The organism is Gordonia sp. NPDC062954 (assembly GCF_044543825.1).
GTDB classification, from domain to species: domain Bacteria; phylum Actinomycetota; class Actinomycetes; order Mycobacteriales; family Mycobacteriaceae; genus Gordonia; species Gordonia tangerina.
Genome location: NZ_JBITWL010000036.1, coordinates 20523 through 36229 on the forward strand (window position 1 = coordinate 20523; position 15707 = coordinate 36229).

At 66.6% G+C, this 15707-nt stretch carries 17 protein-coding genes; 5 read left to right on the top strand and 12 right to left on the bottom strand.

All coding sequences use genetic code 11. The features are described 5' to 3' along the window. Window positions 1–30: 30 nt before the first annotated feature. On the top strand, window positions 31–237 hold the full coding sequence (locus tag ACIGKQ_RS23320; RefSeq protein WP_235726038.1) for a CopG family transcriptional regulator: 207 nt from the start codon (window positions 31–33) through the stop codon (window positions 235–237). After that, window positions 234–617, top strand: coding sequence for a type II toxin-antitoxin system death-on-curing family toxin (locus ACIGKQ_RS23325; RefSeq protein WP_235726039.1), 384 nt, complete (start codon window positions 234–236; stop codon window positions 615–617). Before ACIGKQ_RS23320 ends, ACIGKQ_RS23325 begins: the two co-directional genes overlap by 4 nt. Before the next feature lie 15 nt (window positions 618–632). Here ACIGKQ_RS23325 and ACIGKQ_RS23330 read toward each other — a convergent pair whose 3' ends face one another. From ACIGKQ_RS23330 to ACIGKQ_RS23340, 3 genes are all read right to left on the bottom strand, one after another. Beyond that, window positions 633–1019: a DUF2255 family protein gene (locus tag ACIGKQ_RS23330; RefSeq protein ID WP_235726040.1), complete on the bottom strand. Its 387-nt coding sequence runs from the start codon at window positions 1017–1019 to the stop codon at window positions 633–635. Window positions 1020–1075: 56 nt separating this feature from the next. Then, entirely contained in the window at window positions 1076–1297 is a 222-nt protein-coding gene (locus ACIGKQ_RS23335) for a hypothetical protein (RefSeq protein WP_235726041.1), read from the bottom strand. Window positions 1298–1413: 116 nt separating this feature from the next. Continuing rightward, on the bottom strand, window positions 1414–2241 hold the full coding sequence (locus ACIGKQ_RS23340; protein ID WP_396575053.1) for an SDR family oxidoreductase: 828 nt from the start codon (window positions 2239–2241) through the stop codon (window positions 1414–1416). A 148-nt stretch (window positions 2242–2389) separates the two neighbouring features. Here ACIGKQ_RS23340 and ACIGKQ_RS23345 point away from each other — a divergent pair, with 148 nt between their 5' ends. Beyond that, window positions 2390–3517 (top strand): nitronate monooxygenase, encoded by a 1128-nt coding sequence (locus tag ACIGKQ_RS23345; protein WP_235726043.1) that lies wholly within the window; start codon window positions 2390–2392, stop codon window positions 3515–3517. A gap of 22 nt (window positions 3518–3539) precedes the next feature. Here ACIGKQ_RS23345 and ACIGKQ_RS23350 read toward each other — a convergent pair whose 3' ends face one another. From ACIGKQ_RS23350 to ACIGKQ_RS23370, 5 genes are all read right to left on the bottom strand, one after another. Further along, a complete protein-coding gene (locus tag ACIGKQ_RS23350) occupies window positions 3540–4346 on the bottom strand; it encodes an SHOCT domain-containing protein (protein WP_396575054.1) in 807 nt (268 codons plus the stop codon). A gap of 87 nt (window positions 4347–4433) precedes the next feature. Next, the gene (locus tag ACIGKQ_RS23355) at window positions 4434–5738 is read right to left on the bottom strand and encodes an FAD-dependent oxidoreductase (protein WP_235726045.1); all 1305 of its coding nucleotides are present in this window, start codon (window positions 5736–5738) and stop codon (window positions 4434–4436) included. A gap of 6 nt (window positions 5739–5744) precedes the next feature. After that, window positions 5745–7094, bottom strand: a complete 1350-nt coding sequence (locus ACIGKQ_RS23360; protein ID WP_235726046.1) for a flavin monoamine oxidase family protein — start codon at window positions 7092–7094, stop codon at window positions 5745–5747. A 117-nt stretch (window positions 7095–7211) separates the two neighbouring features. Beyond that, window positions 7212–7820, bottom strand: a complete 609-nt coding sequence (locus ACIGKQ_RS23365; protein ID WP_235726047.1) for a TetR/AcrR family transcriptional regulator — start codon at window positions 7818–7820, stop codon at window positions 7212–7214. Between the two features lie 91 nt (window positions 7821–7911). Beyond that, window positions 7912–8535 carry a hypothetical protein gene (locus ACIGKQ_RS23370; protein ID WP_235726048.1) on the bottom strand — a complete coding sequence of 208 codons (624 nt, stop codon included), beginning with the start codon at window positions 8533–8535 and terminating at the stop codon, window positions 7912–7914. Window positions 8536–9192: 657 nt separating this feature from the next. On the opposite strand from ACIGKQ_RS23370, the gene ACIGKQ_RS23375 reads away from it, so the two are divergent. Beyond that, entirely contained in the window at window positions 9193–9810 is a 618-nt protein-coding gene (locus ACIGKQ_RS23375; RefSeq protein WP_235726049.1) for a transglycosylase SLT domain-containing protein, read from the top strand. A gap of 20 nt (window positions 9811–9830) precedes the next feature. On the opposite strand, the gene ACIGKQ_RS23380 is transcribed toward ACIGKQ_RS23375, so the two are convergent. The 4 genes from ACIGKQ_RS23380 to ACIGKQ_RS23395 form a co-directional block, all read right to left on the bottom strand. Next, window positions 9831–10661: an SDR family NAD(P)-dependent oxidoreductase gene (locus ACIGKQ_RS23380; RefSeq protein ID WP_235726050.1), complete on the bottom strand. Its 831-nt coding sequence runs from the start codon at window positions 10659–10661 to the stop codon at window positions 9831–9833. Window positions 10662–10816: 155 nt separating this feature from the next. Next, window positions 10817–12988 carry an RNA polymerase recycling motor ATPase HelR gene (gene helR / locus ACIGKQ_RS23385; protein WP_396575055.1) on the bottom strand — a complete coding sequence of 724 codons (2172 nt, stop codon included), beginning with the start codon at window positions 12986–12988 and terminating at the stop codon, window positions 10817–10819. 285 nt (window positions 12989–13273) lie between these two features. Continuing rightward, entirely contained in the window at window positions 13274–14029 is a 756-nt protein-coding gene (locus ACIGKQ_RS23390; RefSeq protein WP_235726052.1) for a hypothetical protein, read from the bottom strand. A gap of 137 nt (window positions 14030–14166) precedes the next feature. Further along, complete coding sequence (locus ACIGKQ_RS23395) at window positions 14167–15099, bottom strand: LysR family transcriptional regulator (RefSeq protein WP_235726053.1); 933 nt, start codon at window positions 15097–15099, stop codon at window positions 14167–14169. Window positions 15100–15182: 83 nt separating this feature from the next. On the opposite strand from ACIGKQ_RS23395, the gene ACIGKQ_RS23400 reads away from it, so the two are divergent. Beyond that, window positions 15183–15644, top strand: coding sequence for an EamA family transporter (locus ACIGKQ_RS23400; RefSeq protein ID WP_308191731.1), 462 nt, complete (start codon window positions 15183–15185; stop codon window positions 15642–15644). The last annotated feature ends 63 nt before the right edge of the window (window positions 15645–15707 follow it).

The following is a 15707-nucleotide window of genomic DNA, read 5'->3' on the forward strand; positions in this document are numbered from 1 at the left end:
GGGTGGTATCACACTGGTATCGTCACGGAGGTGGGTATGACACTGCGGACCAGTGAGGCGCAGACCGAGGCTCTGCGAAGACAGGCCGAAGCCGAAGGCCGTTCCATGCAAGCGGTCGCGCTGTCGGCAATCGACGAGTACATCGCGCGTCGCGAACACAAGACCAAGGTCGATGCGGTTGCGCGTCGGGTTGTCAGCGAAGAAGCGGGCGTGTTGGAGCGACTCAAGGACGCATGACCGAGTATCTGGACCTCGAAGACGTGCTCGACGTAGCGAGACTCGCGCTCGGCGCACCTCCCGACATTCGTGACTACGGACTGCTCGAGTCCGCACTGGCCCGACCTCGCGCCTCGGTCTTCGGCGAGGACGCATACCCCGACCTCCACCTCAAGGCAGCGGCGCTGTTGCAGTCGATGACGCGCAACCACGCGCTCGTCGATGGCAACAAGCGAACTGCCTGGGCGGTGTGCCTGACATTCCTGGGCATGAACGGGCAGTGGATCACGGCGTCGGAGAACGACCGTTTCGCATTCGTCATCGACGTGGCGACCGGTGGCGTGGACGCACTTGATCGCATCGCAGATCAGCTGCGGACCTGGAGTCAACGTAGCCCGTGACCGGGGCAGCATCGCCTACACAGGCATCAACCGCAGCGTCGTCTGTGCTGCCTCGTCGCCCACCATCCGGTCGACCGAGCCGGATCCGGGCCCTCCGTACTTCGCGTGATACGACGCGTCGACCGCTTCCCGAAGTCGGCCGACGAGCGCACCTACGTCGGTGACTGATACGTCGAGCTCGTCCGCGCCGAGCCGCACGCGAGCCATGCCGGAAGCCGATGCGTGGCCATACCAACCGGACTCGCGCCGATACCAGGTGCGGACATAGACGGCGTCCTCGGACCGCACCACCCAGACTGGCGTGAAGCGCAGCAATCGGCCATCGGGGCGGCGTGCGGCGATCTCCAATTCCCGCATGGCCTCGACGGTCGACAACATGTCCAGCGACCAGCGTCCGCTCATGCCGTCAGGGTACCGACCGCCGGACGACGTGCAGGTGGCTCCGATGTGCGCGACAGTCAGAGCAGCAGCACCCACACGAACCGCAAACCGATGGCGGTGAACCCGAGGATCGCGGTCGCCACCAACCACCGCTTGGCGAGTCGATCGCCGGCGGAGCGGTCGCGACCCGGACGCAGGTAGACGTACGCGGCCGCGATCGCGCACGCGGTGGCCGCGATGCCAGTACCGAGAACCAGGAGCAGCATCACCACGTTCACCGTGTTGTCGAGTTCGCCCATCGGTCACCTTCCTGACGTGACGACCACTCCAGGATGCCGATATCGGTGTGGCAATGGGTGATTTCGGCGGGCCGCACTACCGAGTGGCGTCGGCCAGTACCGAGGAGCGATGCGCGTCAGGCCGATTCCTCGACGACCCCGCGCAACCCGTCGGTGCCGAACAGCGGTTCCAGCATCGAACTGAAATCCGGTCCGCGGCGAAGCATTTGACCGCCATCGACATTGATCACCTGCCCGGTGATCCAGCCAGAACGCTCGCTGAGCAGAAACGCCGCCATCCAGCCGATGTCGTCGACCTCGCCGATCCGGGGCAGCGGGGTGTTGATGCGGTAGTCCCCGCTGAGTGATTTGTCGTCGAGCACTGCGGCCACCAGGTCGGTGCGCACCAGGCCGGGCCGTATCCCGTTGACCCGCACACCACTTGTGCCCAACTCGTCGGCGGCCAAGGCCACCATGTGGTCCACCGCGGACTTGGTGACCCCGTAGGCGCCGAACCACCGATGAGTATTGCTCGCGGCGATCGACGAGATCGCGACAAACGACCCGCCGCCGGCTCGAACCAGTTCGCGCGCGGAGTGTTTAAGCGTGAACATGGTCCCGTTGACGTTGAGGTCGACGGTACGCTTCCAGGCGTCCGAGTCCATCTGGGTGATCGGGCCGATCGTCTCGCTGCCGCCGGCGCAGGCCACCGCGCCGTGCAGGCCGCCACGACCACTCGCGGTTCGGACCGCTTCCGCGATCTGCTCCTCGTCCGTGACGTCAGCGACATGGGTGTGCACGGAGGCACGTCCCGACGACGCGTTCAGTTTCGCTGCCGTGTTCTCGAGACGCTCGGCAGTGCGACCGACGATGGTGACGGTGGCGCCGCACTCGACCAACACGGATGCGATCCCCGCGCCAATGCCGGTACCGCCGCCGGTCACCAGGACCGATTTTCCTGTCATGTCCACCCGACGCATTAGAACGTGTTCCATCACTGGCGTCAACGTCCATTGCACCGAATCGACACATCGTGTGCTTGCTGCCGCGTGGGCGGTCTAGTATCAAAACAAGAACAGGTTCTAGTAAGGTTTCGGTGCCGAAGGAGTACGCATGCACACCCCGATCTGCGATGAGCTCGGTATCGAGTTCCCGATTTTCGCATTCACCCACTGCCGCGACGTGGTGGTTGCTGTCAGCAAGGCCGGTGGTTTCGGCGTACTGGGTGCGGTCGGCTTCACGCCCGAACAACTCGAGATCGAATTGAACTGGATCGACGACCACATCGGCGATCGCCCCTATGGTGTCGACATCGTGATCCCCAACAAGTACGAGGGCATGGACGCCAACATGTCGACCGAGGAGCTCACTACGATGCTCCAGTCGATGGTGCCTGCCGAGACCCTCGACTTCGGTCGCAAGCTGCTGCTCGACCACGGCGTCCCGCTCAACGAGGATGACGACAATTCCCTGCAGCTACTCGGTTGGACCGAGGCCACCGCGACGCCGCAGGTGGAGATCGCGCTGCAGCACCCGAAAGTCAAGCTCATCGCCAACGCGCTCGGCACCCCGCCGCCCGACATGATCCAGAAGATCCACGATTCCGGACGCAAGGTGGCGGCGCTGTGCGGCTCTCCGCAGCAGGCGCTCAAGCACGCCGAGGCCGACGTGGACATCATCATCGCCCAAGGCGGCGAAGGCGGTGGCCACTGCGGTGAGGTCGGTTCGATCGTGCTGTGGCCGCAGGTCGTCAAGGCTGTCGCACCGCGCCCCGTGTTGGCGGCGGGCGGCATCGGCAGCGGACAGCAGATCGCCGCCGCACTTGCACTCGGCACCCAGGGAGCATGGACCGGATCGCAGTGGCTGATGGTGGAGGAGTCGGAGAACACTCCGATCCAGCAGAAGGCCTACATCGACGCGGGTAGCCGTGACACGGTGCGCAGCCGCTCGTTCACCGGCAAACCGTGCCGGATGTTACGGAACGACTGGACCGAGGCGTGGGAAGACCCCAACACCCCCGACCCGCTGGGAATGCCGTTGCAGTACATGGTGTCCGGGATGGCGGTCGCCGCTACCCACAAACATCCCGACGAGAGCATCGATGTCGCCTTCAACCCGGTCGGCCAGGTGGTCGGGCAGTTCCAGAAGGTGGAGAAGTCGTCGGCGGTCATCGAACGATGGGTGCAGGAATACATCGACGCAACGTCGTCATTGGATGCACTGGCCAACGTCGCCCCCTGATCCCCCGGGGAGCAGGTGAGGCTCAGAGGCGGCCGAGCAGTTCTGCCTTCTTGGCGGCGAATTCCTCGTCGGAGAGGATGCCGCGCTGATGAAGTCCGGCCAGTGACTCGATCGCGTTGATGATCGCGGTCGAATCGCCGGGGTCCTCACCGGCGGAGGGGGCAGGGTACGTCGAGTCCTGCTGCGGAGCCGAGTGCGCGGAGTTCGACGGTTGCTGCGGCGGATTCTCCTGTACCGGTGCATCGACAGACCCGGCGGCGGGTGCCCCGATGCCCACCTCCGGCAGACTGGAGACGTCGAAGGTTCCGTACTGGCTGGTGAACAGCAACGATCCCGCCGACCCGCCTTGCTGCTGTTGCACGCCCCCGATGTTGTGGTCGCCGGTGTCGAAAATGCGGACCACGCCGGAGGTGTCGACGGCCAGTCGGCGGGTACTCGGGAAAATCGCGTAGCGAGATTGGTTCTGTCCACCGGTCGAACTCGGCACCCCGAGTTCGGCCGGCCACCAGTTGTTGGACCCGAACACGCCGGCGCTGCCGGCCGGCAGCGGCGGGAAAACCTGGGTCGTGGCCAGCAACTGGGACAGCTCGTTGCACAGTGCGTCGACGCGCGCCTTGAGTGCATTGTCGAACATGTTGCCGACCATCGTCATCCCGCCGCGCATCCACTGGCCGGAACCGCCCAACTCGGGGACCGAGAACTGGGCCATCGTGCCCCCACCCGCGTTGACGGCCACCAGCATGGACACGACCGCATCGCGTGAGAGACCGTGGCGTTGTGCCACATCATTGACTGCTGCGTCGGCTTCAGGGGTGAGGGCCTGGTTCATGTCGGTGATTCCTTCGTCGGGCGATGCCGGATCCGAGGGTACAGGGATCGGTGTGGTGCGCATCGGCCGGCGACGCTTCGACCCCGGTCAGAGGGTTGAGAGCACTTCACCGGCGACCCGGTGACCCGATTCGATGGCACCTTCCAGGTAGCCGGCGTGCTCACGGGCGGTCTCGGTTCCGGCCCAGTGCAGGCGACCGACCGGGTCGGATGGCATCGGGAGGAATCCCTCGGTGGTGCCGATATGTGGCAGTGCCAGATAGCCGCCGCCCACAAACTCGTCGAGGTGCCATGATTTCTCGTGCCAGTCGGACGGCGCGGTGACCTCCGGCCCGAGGTGGGCCGCCAACGCCCCGAGGAGCGCGCCTTGTCGCTGCTCGGTGGTCAGCTCGTCGAGCTCACGCGCCTCCGGGCCGGCGACCAGCAAGCAGAGATGACCCGGACCCTCCGGTGCCGTGGTGTCGTAGACCGCTGCGCCGGGGTGTCCGAGCATCATGAACTCGGCTCCGGAACGTGCGTGCCAGAACGGTCGCGAATACACCGCGATGGCCTTGTAGACCGAACCCATGTAGGTGTTGTGCTGCAGAGCAATGCGGGTCGGCGGAAGCGCTGGGTCCATGTCGATGGACGCGACCACGGGCGGCGGGACGGCGACGACGACCCTGTCGGCGACCACGGTGAGGGCGTGCGTGCGCAGAGTCGCGGAATCCGCGGTTTGCGAGATCGCGGTCACCCGACAGCCGGTGTGTACCCGAGAGCCGAGTTCCTCGGCCAAGGTGTCGGTCAGGGTGCCGACGCCCTCGAGTACCAATGACTCCTGAGCGCCGCCGCTGCTCGACAGCATGCCGGTCAATCCGCCCTCGTGACTGATCATCGGGGTGAGTGCGTGAACGGAGAGTCGGTCGGTGTCGGCGGTGGACGCCACCGCAGCGATGACCTCGAGTAACCGCCGGGCGCGTCGACCAGGCACGCGGCGAATCCATCCGGCGACGCTTGACGAGTTCCAGCGCTCTGGCATCCCGAGTCTGGCGAGGGTACCCACGATGGTCAGTGCCGCCGCTGCGGTCAGCACCGACCCAGACGCCGCCGACACCGTCCGCGGGCCGTCCACAATCACCGGTATCCGACCCGTGCGCATCGGAAACACTGTGGCGTTGCAGTCCGCCGCGAGCCGCGTCAACCGGTCGTGTCCGTGGCCGACCCACTGGCCGCCGAGGTCCAGACGAGAACCGAAAATCGATGTCGCACTGAATGCCCGGCCACCCACTCGATCGGCCGCCTCCAGAATCACGACGTCGACGCCGCGCCGGTGTAGTTCGGTCGCGGCCGTCAGTCCCGAGAGTCCCGCCCCGACGATGGCCACGGTCGTGTGGATCTGAGCCGGTTCCGTCATCGCCGCTCAGTCCTCACCGGCCAGGATTTCGACCGCGGCGCGTCGGCCGGATCGGATCGCGCCGTCCATGTACCCGTTCCACACATCGGAGGTTTCCGCACCGGCCCAGTGGATCCGACCGACCGGTGCCGCGAGCACGCGGCCGTACTGCGTCCACACGCCGGCGCCGAGTCGGCCGCCATAGCATCCGCGGGTGAACTCCTCTGCGGTCCAGTCCTGTTCGATTACCTCGGTGGGCCCGGCGGCTCGTGCGCCGAAGTAGGTGACGAGGTTGCCGACGATCCGGTCGCGCCGCTCGTCGGCGGAGAGTTCCGCGGCACGACGAGCGTGTGCGCCCTCGAGGAAACCGACGATGACGCCGCATGATCCGTCCGCTGGGGAGTTGTCCAGGGTCACGTTGAACTCATCGTCGAGGCTCAGCACGAATCCGTTGAGTCCCTCCTCGCGCCAGAACGGTGTCGGGTAGGCCACGTGGAACTTGATCACCGAACCGGCCGGGATCTGTTGGGTCAGTGCGTCTCTGGCGGCAGGCAATGGCGGGGTGTAGCGAATGCGACCGGCCAGGGTCTGGGGGACTGCGACGATCACGTGCTTCCCGTGAATCTCGCCGCCCGCGAAACCGACCACCACGCCGTCGGTGTCCGCTCGGATGTCACGCACCACGGTGCGCAGGCGGACCCGGTCACCGAGGTCCTCGGCCATCCGCTCCGAGATGCGATGTGTCCCACCGACAACCCGTGACTCCTGGGCGCCACCGGTCGTCGTGACCAGGGACTCGAGGCTGGTTCCCGACTTCACATAGAACAGGAAGTGCAGCAGCGAGAGCTCCGGTGTCTCCGCGGAGAACAGTGCCGGTACCAGGACGCGGAACAAGCGTAGTGCAAGCGTGTCGGAGGTGTTGGTGCGCAACCATTCGTCGAGTGTTCGGCGGTCCAAGTAGTCTGCGTCGGTCGTCTCCCAGGGGGCTGACGTCAAGACCGTTTCGGCCAGCGTGGTGATCTCCTCCCAGAGTCGCCCGACCTCCACAGCCGACTCCATCGGAAGCCCGAAGGTGTCGTCGGCATATCGCACGACCGCTCCGTCGTAAACAGTCAGCGAGTCGCCGTCGTCGTAGGTGCGGAACGTCTCGAGGCCGAGCTCGTCGATCAGTTCGAGGACGGCATCCTGGGTGGGCCCCACCCACTGTCCGCCCAGCTCCACCGGTACCCCGTTCGCGAGCGCCCCACCGAAGGTGCGGCCGGCAACCCGGTCGCGCGCTTCGAGGACTGCGACAGTGCGACCGTTGGCGACCAGTGACCGCGCTGCGCTGAGTCCGGCGAGCCCGGCTCCGACCACCACCACGTCGACGTTATCCATGGGATTCCCTTTCGGCGCTGATCGGCTCGGGGGGATGTGCACCCGAGCCGCAAACTCAGTCATACGTATGACTTGAAGCGAGTGTAGGGGAGGTCACATCGGTCCACAAGGGTTGATTCAGCCGGCGGATCGCACCGACGCGAGGTCGGTGATCATCCGGATCAGGGCCTCCACGTCCGCGCTCGCCCGGTCGGAATCCGGCGCGATGACGTGCTGGACGATCAGGCCGTCGATGCCGGCCACCAAGACGCGGGCGAGTTGGTCATAGGGCACGGCTGCGGTCTCGTCCGCCCGGGCTGCCGCGCGCCGACACCAGTCCTCGACGACCTGGCAATACCGCTCGTACTGCCAGCGCGGCAGGTCTTCGAGACCAGGCGTGCGCAAGGCGTAGGTGACCAACTCGAGCTGCAGCAGCTGGAGGTCGCGATGGTCGATCACCAGCACTGACCAGAAGTTGCGCAGTCCGTTGCCGATGGCGTTGCCCAGGCCGGAGTCGATGTCGGCTGAGTCGCGCAGCACATCGGCGATTTCGTCGACGACATCGGAGATGACCGCGTGCAGCAGGCCGAGCTTGTTGGGGAAGACGTACTGAAGAGTGCCCAGCGGGATGTCTGCCTCGTTGGCCACCGCACGCATCGTCAGCCGCGTGATGCCCTCCCGCATCATGACGGCGCGGGCCGCGGCGACGGCCTGCCTGGTACGGACCGATGACTCGACGTAGGGCATCTCTCACCTTCGGGCGACGTGCCCCGCCGATAGTGGAGAGGCCGCTGTGATCAGCCTCAGCAATAGCACAGGAGATTGGGTGGCGGGATGCTCACCGGTGGAGGTGTCCGCCGCCGCTGCCGGTGAGAAGCTCCAGATCGATGTCCCATGCCCGGTGCCGGAATCGGCGGAGGACGGCACGGGCGCCAAACACGAGAAGGGCGATGAGGGAGAGAACCGCCAGGTAGAAGGCGACCGCCGTCAGCACCGAACCCAGCGCGGCCTCGACTGCGGTCAGTGGGGCATGGGTGGCGTCACCTGCGTCGTCGACCCACAGGTCGAAACGGTCACCGGCGTTGATGCTGCCGTCGTCGACATCGACGCTGCCGTTGTGCGGCACGGAGTTGTAGGTCCATCGTGCGGTCACCATCGCGCCACCGCCGGCCTCGGTGACGATTGCGGACGCGTCGTCGACTGCGGTGGCCTGGACGGTATGGATGGTCTGGGCCTGGCGTTCCATCGCGGCGGTCTGCGCGGCATGGACCTCGCTGTGCACGAGGAACGAGAACGGGATGGCCACCAGCGCCAGCGCGGTGGCCAGGCAGAGCGTCAAGGCCTCGATGCGGTCGTTGCGCCGGACCAGTGGATTGCGACTCAGGAGTCGTGCGATCGGCCAGCAGCGCGGCGTCAGCGCCGGTGACACTCGCCCCCGGGCCGGATTGGTTGCACGACGCACCTATTCATGGTGGCACCGGATTCGGTCGGAATGCCAGTGGGAGGCCTTCACAGGGATGAACATCACAGGACGATCTCACCGATGACGTCGCGATATCCGATCCGGCTGTCGCGCTCGGTGAAGGGCTGAAGCGGCGCGCTGGTGCTCGTACACCCGACGGCCATCGTTGATCACGAAATGGTCGCAAATCGGCGATTCGAGTTGACAGACTTTGTGAAACACGTCACCCGGCGTCGCCGGGTGTGAATATCCAGCTCAGGGCGGCAAAACGACGGTTCGTGCGGCGGGAGATATTCCCGGTTTCAAGCGTTTTAATCGCCGTTCACTTGGACAACACACAGGTATGTATATCAATCTGTTACCTGTCACGAGGCAGGCGACGGTCTGCCCAGCACGAGAAAGTCGAATAGCTATGCGGAACCACACCGCATGCGCAATCCGCGGACTCGTGTTGGCCATCGGGGCCATCACCGCCGCTGTCTGAGCGATCTGCGCCAGACAACCCGCTTCGCCCGGGTGTTGCGCCATGCGCGCGACGACTACGTCGTCCACATACAAGTCCACTCACAGCGCTGACCGAGCCGGGAGCCCACGCGTGCCCCGGATGTGCAGTGCTGCCGGCCGACATGCGGCCGCAACGATCAGGAACCACTTCACATGTCTGTTTTCACCACTTCGCTTCGTCGTGTCCGGGGCGTCTCCCGCGCCCGGACCAGCCACGTCGTGGGCGCCGCAACGCTGGCCATCGCCGCTGCGGTGACCGCAGGATCCATCGCTGTGGACGAGCCTGCCCGGGCGGAGCAGCCGATCACCCAGACCGCCCACACCATCGACCTGGGTGACAACGCCGAGACCCCGGCGAAGTCGTCGACCACGACCCCAGCTGTGGCGCCGGCACCCGCGCCGGTGCCGGCTCCGGCACCTGCGCCCAAGCCCGCACCCAAGCCCGTGTATCCGGACAACCTCGATGGCTGGATTCGTGAGTCGCTCGACATCATGCGGGCCAACAACATCCCCGGCAGCTACGACGGTATCTATCGCAACATCATGCGCGAGTCGACCGGAAACCCGCAGGCCATCAACCTCTATGACTCCAACGCCGCCGCAGGAATCCCGTCGAAGGGTTTGCTGCAGGTGATCGACCCGACCTTCGCCGCCTACCACGTCAAGGGAACGGCTTTCGACGTCTGGAACCCGGTCTCCAACATCGTCGCGGCCTGCAACTACGCGGCCCACCGCTACGGGTCGATGGACAACGTCAGCTCGGCGTACTGAGGTTTCGTCCGACGCGTTCGTCAGCTCAGGCCCACCAACCGCTCCGAGGTCTCCCACAACCCGTCGATGAGTTCCTGCTTGCGCGCCTGCGGGTTCTCTCGACCATTCGCCCGGTGACGGCTGAAGTACACGCCGTTGATCGTCGGGTCGGCACCCCGGTTGGCCAGGGCGATCAACGGTTCGGCGCCCCGCTCGGGAGTGATGGTCCCGACCTTCTTGAGCGGTGTGCGATAGAGCAGGCCGACAAAGAACGAATCGCGACCGAAGCTCGTCGCAGCAGGTCCGGGGTGTACTGCGGCAGAGACGATTCCGTCATCTCGCCAGCGATCGGCGATGCCGCGGGTGAAGAGGATGTTCTCCAGCTTTCCGGTTCCGTAGCAGCGTAACTCGAGTGCTCGGCGTCGGTCGAAGTCGAGGTCGTCGAGGTCCACCTGGCCGGCGAGATTGCCGATACTAGAGGTGTTGAGCACCAATCCACCGCCGTCGGCGGCGAGGGCATCGTGCAGCAGGTTGGTCAGCAGGAAGCTGCCGAGGTGGTTGATCTGGAAGTTCGGTTCGTGACCGTCGGCGGTCCGCTTCTTCGGATCGAAGGTTCCGCCCGCATTGTTGAGCAGCACGTCGATCGAGCCGACTCGGTCGCGGATCTCACCGGCGAGCCGGCGCACGTCGTCGAGCTTGGCGTAGTCCGCGGTCAACGCGGTGGCGCCGGCCTGCGCGGCGACCGCCTCGGTCTTGTCCGCCGAGCGACCCACGACGATGAGGTCCACACCCGGGCCTGCGAGTGCGCGCGCGGTTACTGCACCGATCCCATCGCTGGCCCCGGTGATCACGATGGTCCGCTGCTGTGGCACGAGTTCAGTCCTCCTGGTCGGTTTCCGACGATCCCCCGGCCGACAATACGGACCGGACGGTCACGGCCGAGGTGGTATTGCGGCTATCGGCCACAATCGATGGCGGCGCGGCGCTGGTCGGCGGACGACCGTCCGATCGCCTGGGATGACGATGATCAATCGGTCAGCACCACCGGTTCCCGCGTCGCGCGTGTCATCGCGACATAGCGATCCACCGCACCGGTGAGTCCGCTGCCGAACGCGTCCGGGTTCACCAGCACCACCAGATCGAACTCCAGTCCCTTGGCCTGCTGCGGGGACAGTGAGCGGATGCGGCCGGAGGCGGCGAAGTCGGGGGCGCCGATCACACAGGCGGTCCCTTCGTGGTGTGCCGCCGACCAGCGGGCCACAACCTCATCCAGCTCGGTCACCGGGCCGGTCACGACCGGAATGCCACTGACGCGGATCGATCTCGGTACGTTGGCATCCGGCAGCGCCGCACGGATCACCGGCGCCGCCTCGGCCATGATCTCCTCGGGCGTGCGATAGTTCACCGTCAATGTCGCCGACCGGACGTCACGAAACCCGACGCGAGCCAGCCGCTGCGACCACGACTCGGCAAACCCGGCGCGCGCCTGGGCGCGATCGCCGACGACCGTGAAGCTACGAGAAGGGCAACGCGCCAACAGCATCTGCCACTGGGCATCGGTGAGTTCCTGGGCTTCGTCGACGATGATGTGCGCATACGGGCCGGACAGCGGTACCGCCTCGGTGTCCGACGTGGCGTTGGCGTCGCCGAGGATGTCGCGCAGATCGACGCTCCGCAACATCGACATCAGTCCGTCGCCGTCGTCATAGGTGTTGGACGCCAACAACTCGTCGACCACCCGATCCATCCGTTGGTGGTCGGTGTGGCGGGCGGCCGCGGTGCGCCGCCGTCGCTGCGCAGCCATCGGGTCGCCGAGCCGTCGGCGCGCGGCGTCGAGCAGCGGCAGATCCGACTCCGTCCAAGCGGCCGCGTCGGATCGTTGCAGCACCGCGATCTCGGCGCGGCTCAGGTGCGGGGCGCACAGCCGGAGATAGGCAGGCACCGACCAGAGGTCGCTCACGAGATCGGTGTAGTCCAGCATCGGCCATGCGCGGTTCACCGCTGTGGTGAGTTCGTCGTTGTCCGCCAAAGACTTCCGCAGTTGCTCGGCGGGCACGTCATCGTCGTGTTTGGCGATGACGAGGTCCACCAGCGCTGCCCACACCTCGTCACGAGCCTCGTTGTGCGGTGTGCCCGACTCGGGTGCCCCGAATGCCTCGAGCCACTCGGCGCGGGTGATCTCGACGTCGGCCCAATCGGTTTCCACGGTCATCGAGTCGGTCGGCGGAGCCTCGTAGAAGCGTACGGCCGCTTCGATGGCATCGACCAGCGCCATCGAGGATTTCAACCGGGCGACAACGTGGTCGCTCTCGGGCACCGCTGTCGCGCCTTCGGGCAGCAGGTCACGCAGGGTCACCGTGTGCACGCCCTCTTCGCCCAGGCTCGGCAGGACATCGGCGACGTAACCCAGATACGGCTCGTGGGGGCCGACCACCAAGACGCCGCCCCGATTGCCGGCCAGTCGCGGATCGGCGTAGAGCAAGTATGCGGCACGATGCAGCGCGACGACGGTTTTGCCGGTGCCGGGACCGCCGTCCACCACCAGTGCGCCGCGTGATTCCGCGCGCACGATGGCGTCCTGGTCGGCGGCGATCGTGCTCAGCACGTCACGCATGCGGGGTGATCGGTTCGCCTCGAGGCCGGCGATGAAGGCGGAGTCGGCGTCGAGGACCAGCGACGGGTCGGTGGCGGCGTCGGGGCGCAGCGCCTCGTCCCAGAAGTCGACGATGCGGCCGCGCCCCCATCGGTACCGGCGGCGGCTGACCAACCCCATCGGCCGGGCCGGGGTCGCTGAGAAGAAGGGTGCGGCCGCCGGTGTGCGCCAGTCGATGAGGAGTTGCCGTCCCGATCGGTCGGTGAGGCCGATCCGGCCGATGTAGTGGATCTCGGTGGTGCCGTCCGGTTCGGCTACGACGATTCGGCCGAGGCAGAGATCGAGCCGGAAGCGGTGCAGGGTGCGCAGGCGGCCGGTCAACTCGTGGATCTCCAGGTCACGTTCGACCGCCTGTTTTCCCCGTCGTCCGGCAGTCCTGCGCACGGCGTCGAGTCGATCGGACAGGTCGGTGATGAGTGCGTCGAGGCTCACCGACATGGTCGCGAAATGGCGCTCGTCGTCGGCGATGACCTCCACGGTGGACTTTGTCGGATCGGCGGTGTGGAAGATGGCGACGTCACGGGTCTCGGGGTTGCGTGGTGGCATTCGGGCGGCTCCGAAGGTATGACCGGCGTGGTCAGGTGTTGGTGGAGTTGCGGTTTCGGCACAGGACCGCAACGTCGGGAACGGGTCGGCGTGGGGTTGACACCTCCGCGACGTCGGGCAGGGCGGGGCGGAGACGACCATTGTGCAGGTCGACCCGGGTCTTGCGGCAAGACCCGGGTCGCGCGGTATCGTGAAAGGGGCAGGGGAATCCGGCGATCGGGCCCGAAGCGTGAGCGGTCTTCACGAGGCGGGGTCGTGCGGCCGGTCGGCCGGGGCCGCGGTGGTTTACAGGGGCGAGGACGCCCACCAACCCGGAATCGGTGTCATCGGTGGTTGTGGCGATGTCGCCTGCGCGGGGAGATGCGTCGGTACTTCGGCCGGAGTGCCCGCCGCACATGCCCTTTCATCGGCGGTGGTGTGGGGATATATCGCGGCGAAGTCGTAGCGCGTGACATGCCAGTCGCCGAAGACGTCGCCATGCGGTGTCCGAGCCGTCCCGCGGATGTTGCTCGGTGGGACCACACCGCCCCGCCGGAAGTCGATCTCGACCGGCCGGGGCGCATCCAGCCGTCCCGACCACTCGTCGTCGGCGACCTGAACTGACCGATACCCATAGCGGCACAGAACGATCCGAGTCCAGTCGGCGTCGTCGACACGCCGCAGACCCGTGAAGAACGCGCTCCCGACACCGGGATGCGTAGCCGAGGTCTCCGCCGGATACACCTCGATCATCTGGGCGATGTTGGAGGGCGCGGCCTCCTCGAACCCGCGATATCCCCACTGCACCGATCGTCCGGCGTTGGCGAGTTCGAAGGATTCGACGAACGCCCGGACGAATGTGCCCTCCTGCCCGGAGACGTCGAAGACCCCGTTCGGCAACCATCGGAAGGTGACGTCGAAGCCGCTGGGGATGTCCTCGGATGGCATGGGTACGGCCCGCGGTGCCGGGTCGTCGGGGGTGTTGCCGCATCCGCCGAGCGTGAGCGCGGTGACGGCGGCGGCGAGCAGCGCGAGTACGCGATGGCGACGATGTGTTCGCATCGGCGGTCCATCCCTTCGGGCGGCCCCCCACTCGGCTTGACTGCAGGATAGGCGCCCGACCGGTGCGGATTGCGTGGCCTGCGGCATCGGATCGGCCTAGAAAAGGCAACGAAATCGACACGACGGTCAGGTGACCCTCACCTGGCTTGCAGTCGACGACGCGGTGTGTCCGGCCGACGTTCGGCGGCCACGCGGGCGAGCACCTCGCGGAAGGCGACCACGGCGGGATGACCGCCGCGCCCGGCGCGCACCGACGTGTACAGGATGCGCTCGGGATTGCCGGTCAGCGCAGCGAGTTGCGCGCCGGCCAGATGCTCGGCCGCGATCAGCGCGGGCACGAAGGCCACCGCATGACCGGTGCGGACCATCTGGGCGTGCAGCAGCGGGTCGGGGCCCTCCATCCGGACCCGCGGCTCGAATCCAGCTCCGCGGCACATCGCCCGCGCCCAGTCGCCGCTCGCGGTGCCCGGTGGGTCCAGCGCCCACGGCGCGTCGGCGAGGTCGGCGATCCGATCCGGTTGTTGGGCCCATGCGCCGTGTGAGGGCACCGCGAGGAACAGCGGGTCACGGACGAGGTCGGCGCGATCGGTTCCGGCGCGGACGGGGTCGGGCAGATCGGGGTATTCCTCGCCGAGGATCAGGTCGAAGTCGTGGGCCAGCAGGCCGCTGAAGGCTTCGTCGACAGCACGCTGGGTGATCTCGACCTGCAGTGATGGATACCGCAGGTTCAGCAGCGTCAGTGCGGGCGGTGCGATCTCCAGCAGCACCGTCTGGAATGACGCCACCCGCAGTGTGCCGCTGACCTCGGGTTGGGTGGCGGCCAACTCGGCCTCGGCCAGCTCGAGCTGTGCCAGCACGAGCTCGGTGTGGCCGACAAGTGTCACCGCGTCGTCGGTCAGCCGGACTCGCCGCCCGACGTGTTCGAGCAGCGGCACGCCCACTTCGCGTTCGAGGAGCGAGAGCTGCTGGGAGATGGCCGACGGACTGTAGGAGAGTGCGTCGGCGACCTGCGCCAGCGTGCCACGCAGGTGCAGTTCACGCAGGATGCGCAGGCGCGTCACATTGAGCATCGCCATATCTTAAGTAGAAGTGACTGGTTATCGGTGAAAACATTCACTGGACTGATCGTATAGCCCAGGGTGATGCTGGCGTCATGAAAGCCATGACGACGCCCCGGAACGCAGTGCTGCGCCGTGCCGACCAGACCGGTCCGGCTGTGCTGATGATTCTCGGTTCGTGTGTCTCGCTGCAGTTCGGTGCAGCCCTGGCCGTGCAGATGTTCGATGGTGTCGGACCGCTAGGCGCCACCACTCTGCGGCTGACGATCGCCGCCGCCATTCTGCTCGTCGTGATCCGCCCGGACGTTCGGCGTTGGACGCGGAGGCAGTGGATCGCGGTGGTGGCTTTCGGTGCCGCGATCGGGGCGATGAACGGGGCCTTCTACTCGGCTATCGACCGCCTTCCGCTGGGGGTGGCGGTGTCGATAGAGTTCACCGGCCCGCTGATCCTCGCCGCGGTGCTGTCCCGCAGTCGGACCGACCTCGCGTGGGTGTCCCTGGCGGTGGCCGGCATGGCGCTGCTCGGTATCGAGCTATGGGGCCGGCTTCGCCGGTGACGCGGAGATGCGAAGGTTTGCCGTGGTTGAGTCGGGTGGACGGGCGATACTGGTGGGTGTGTC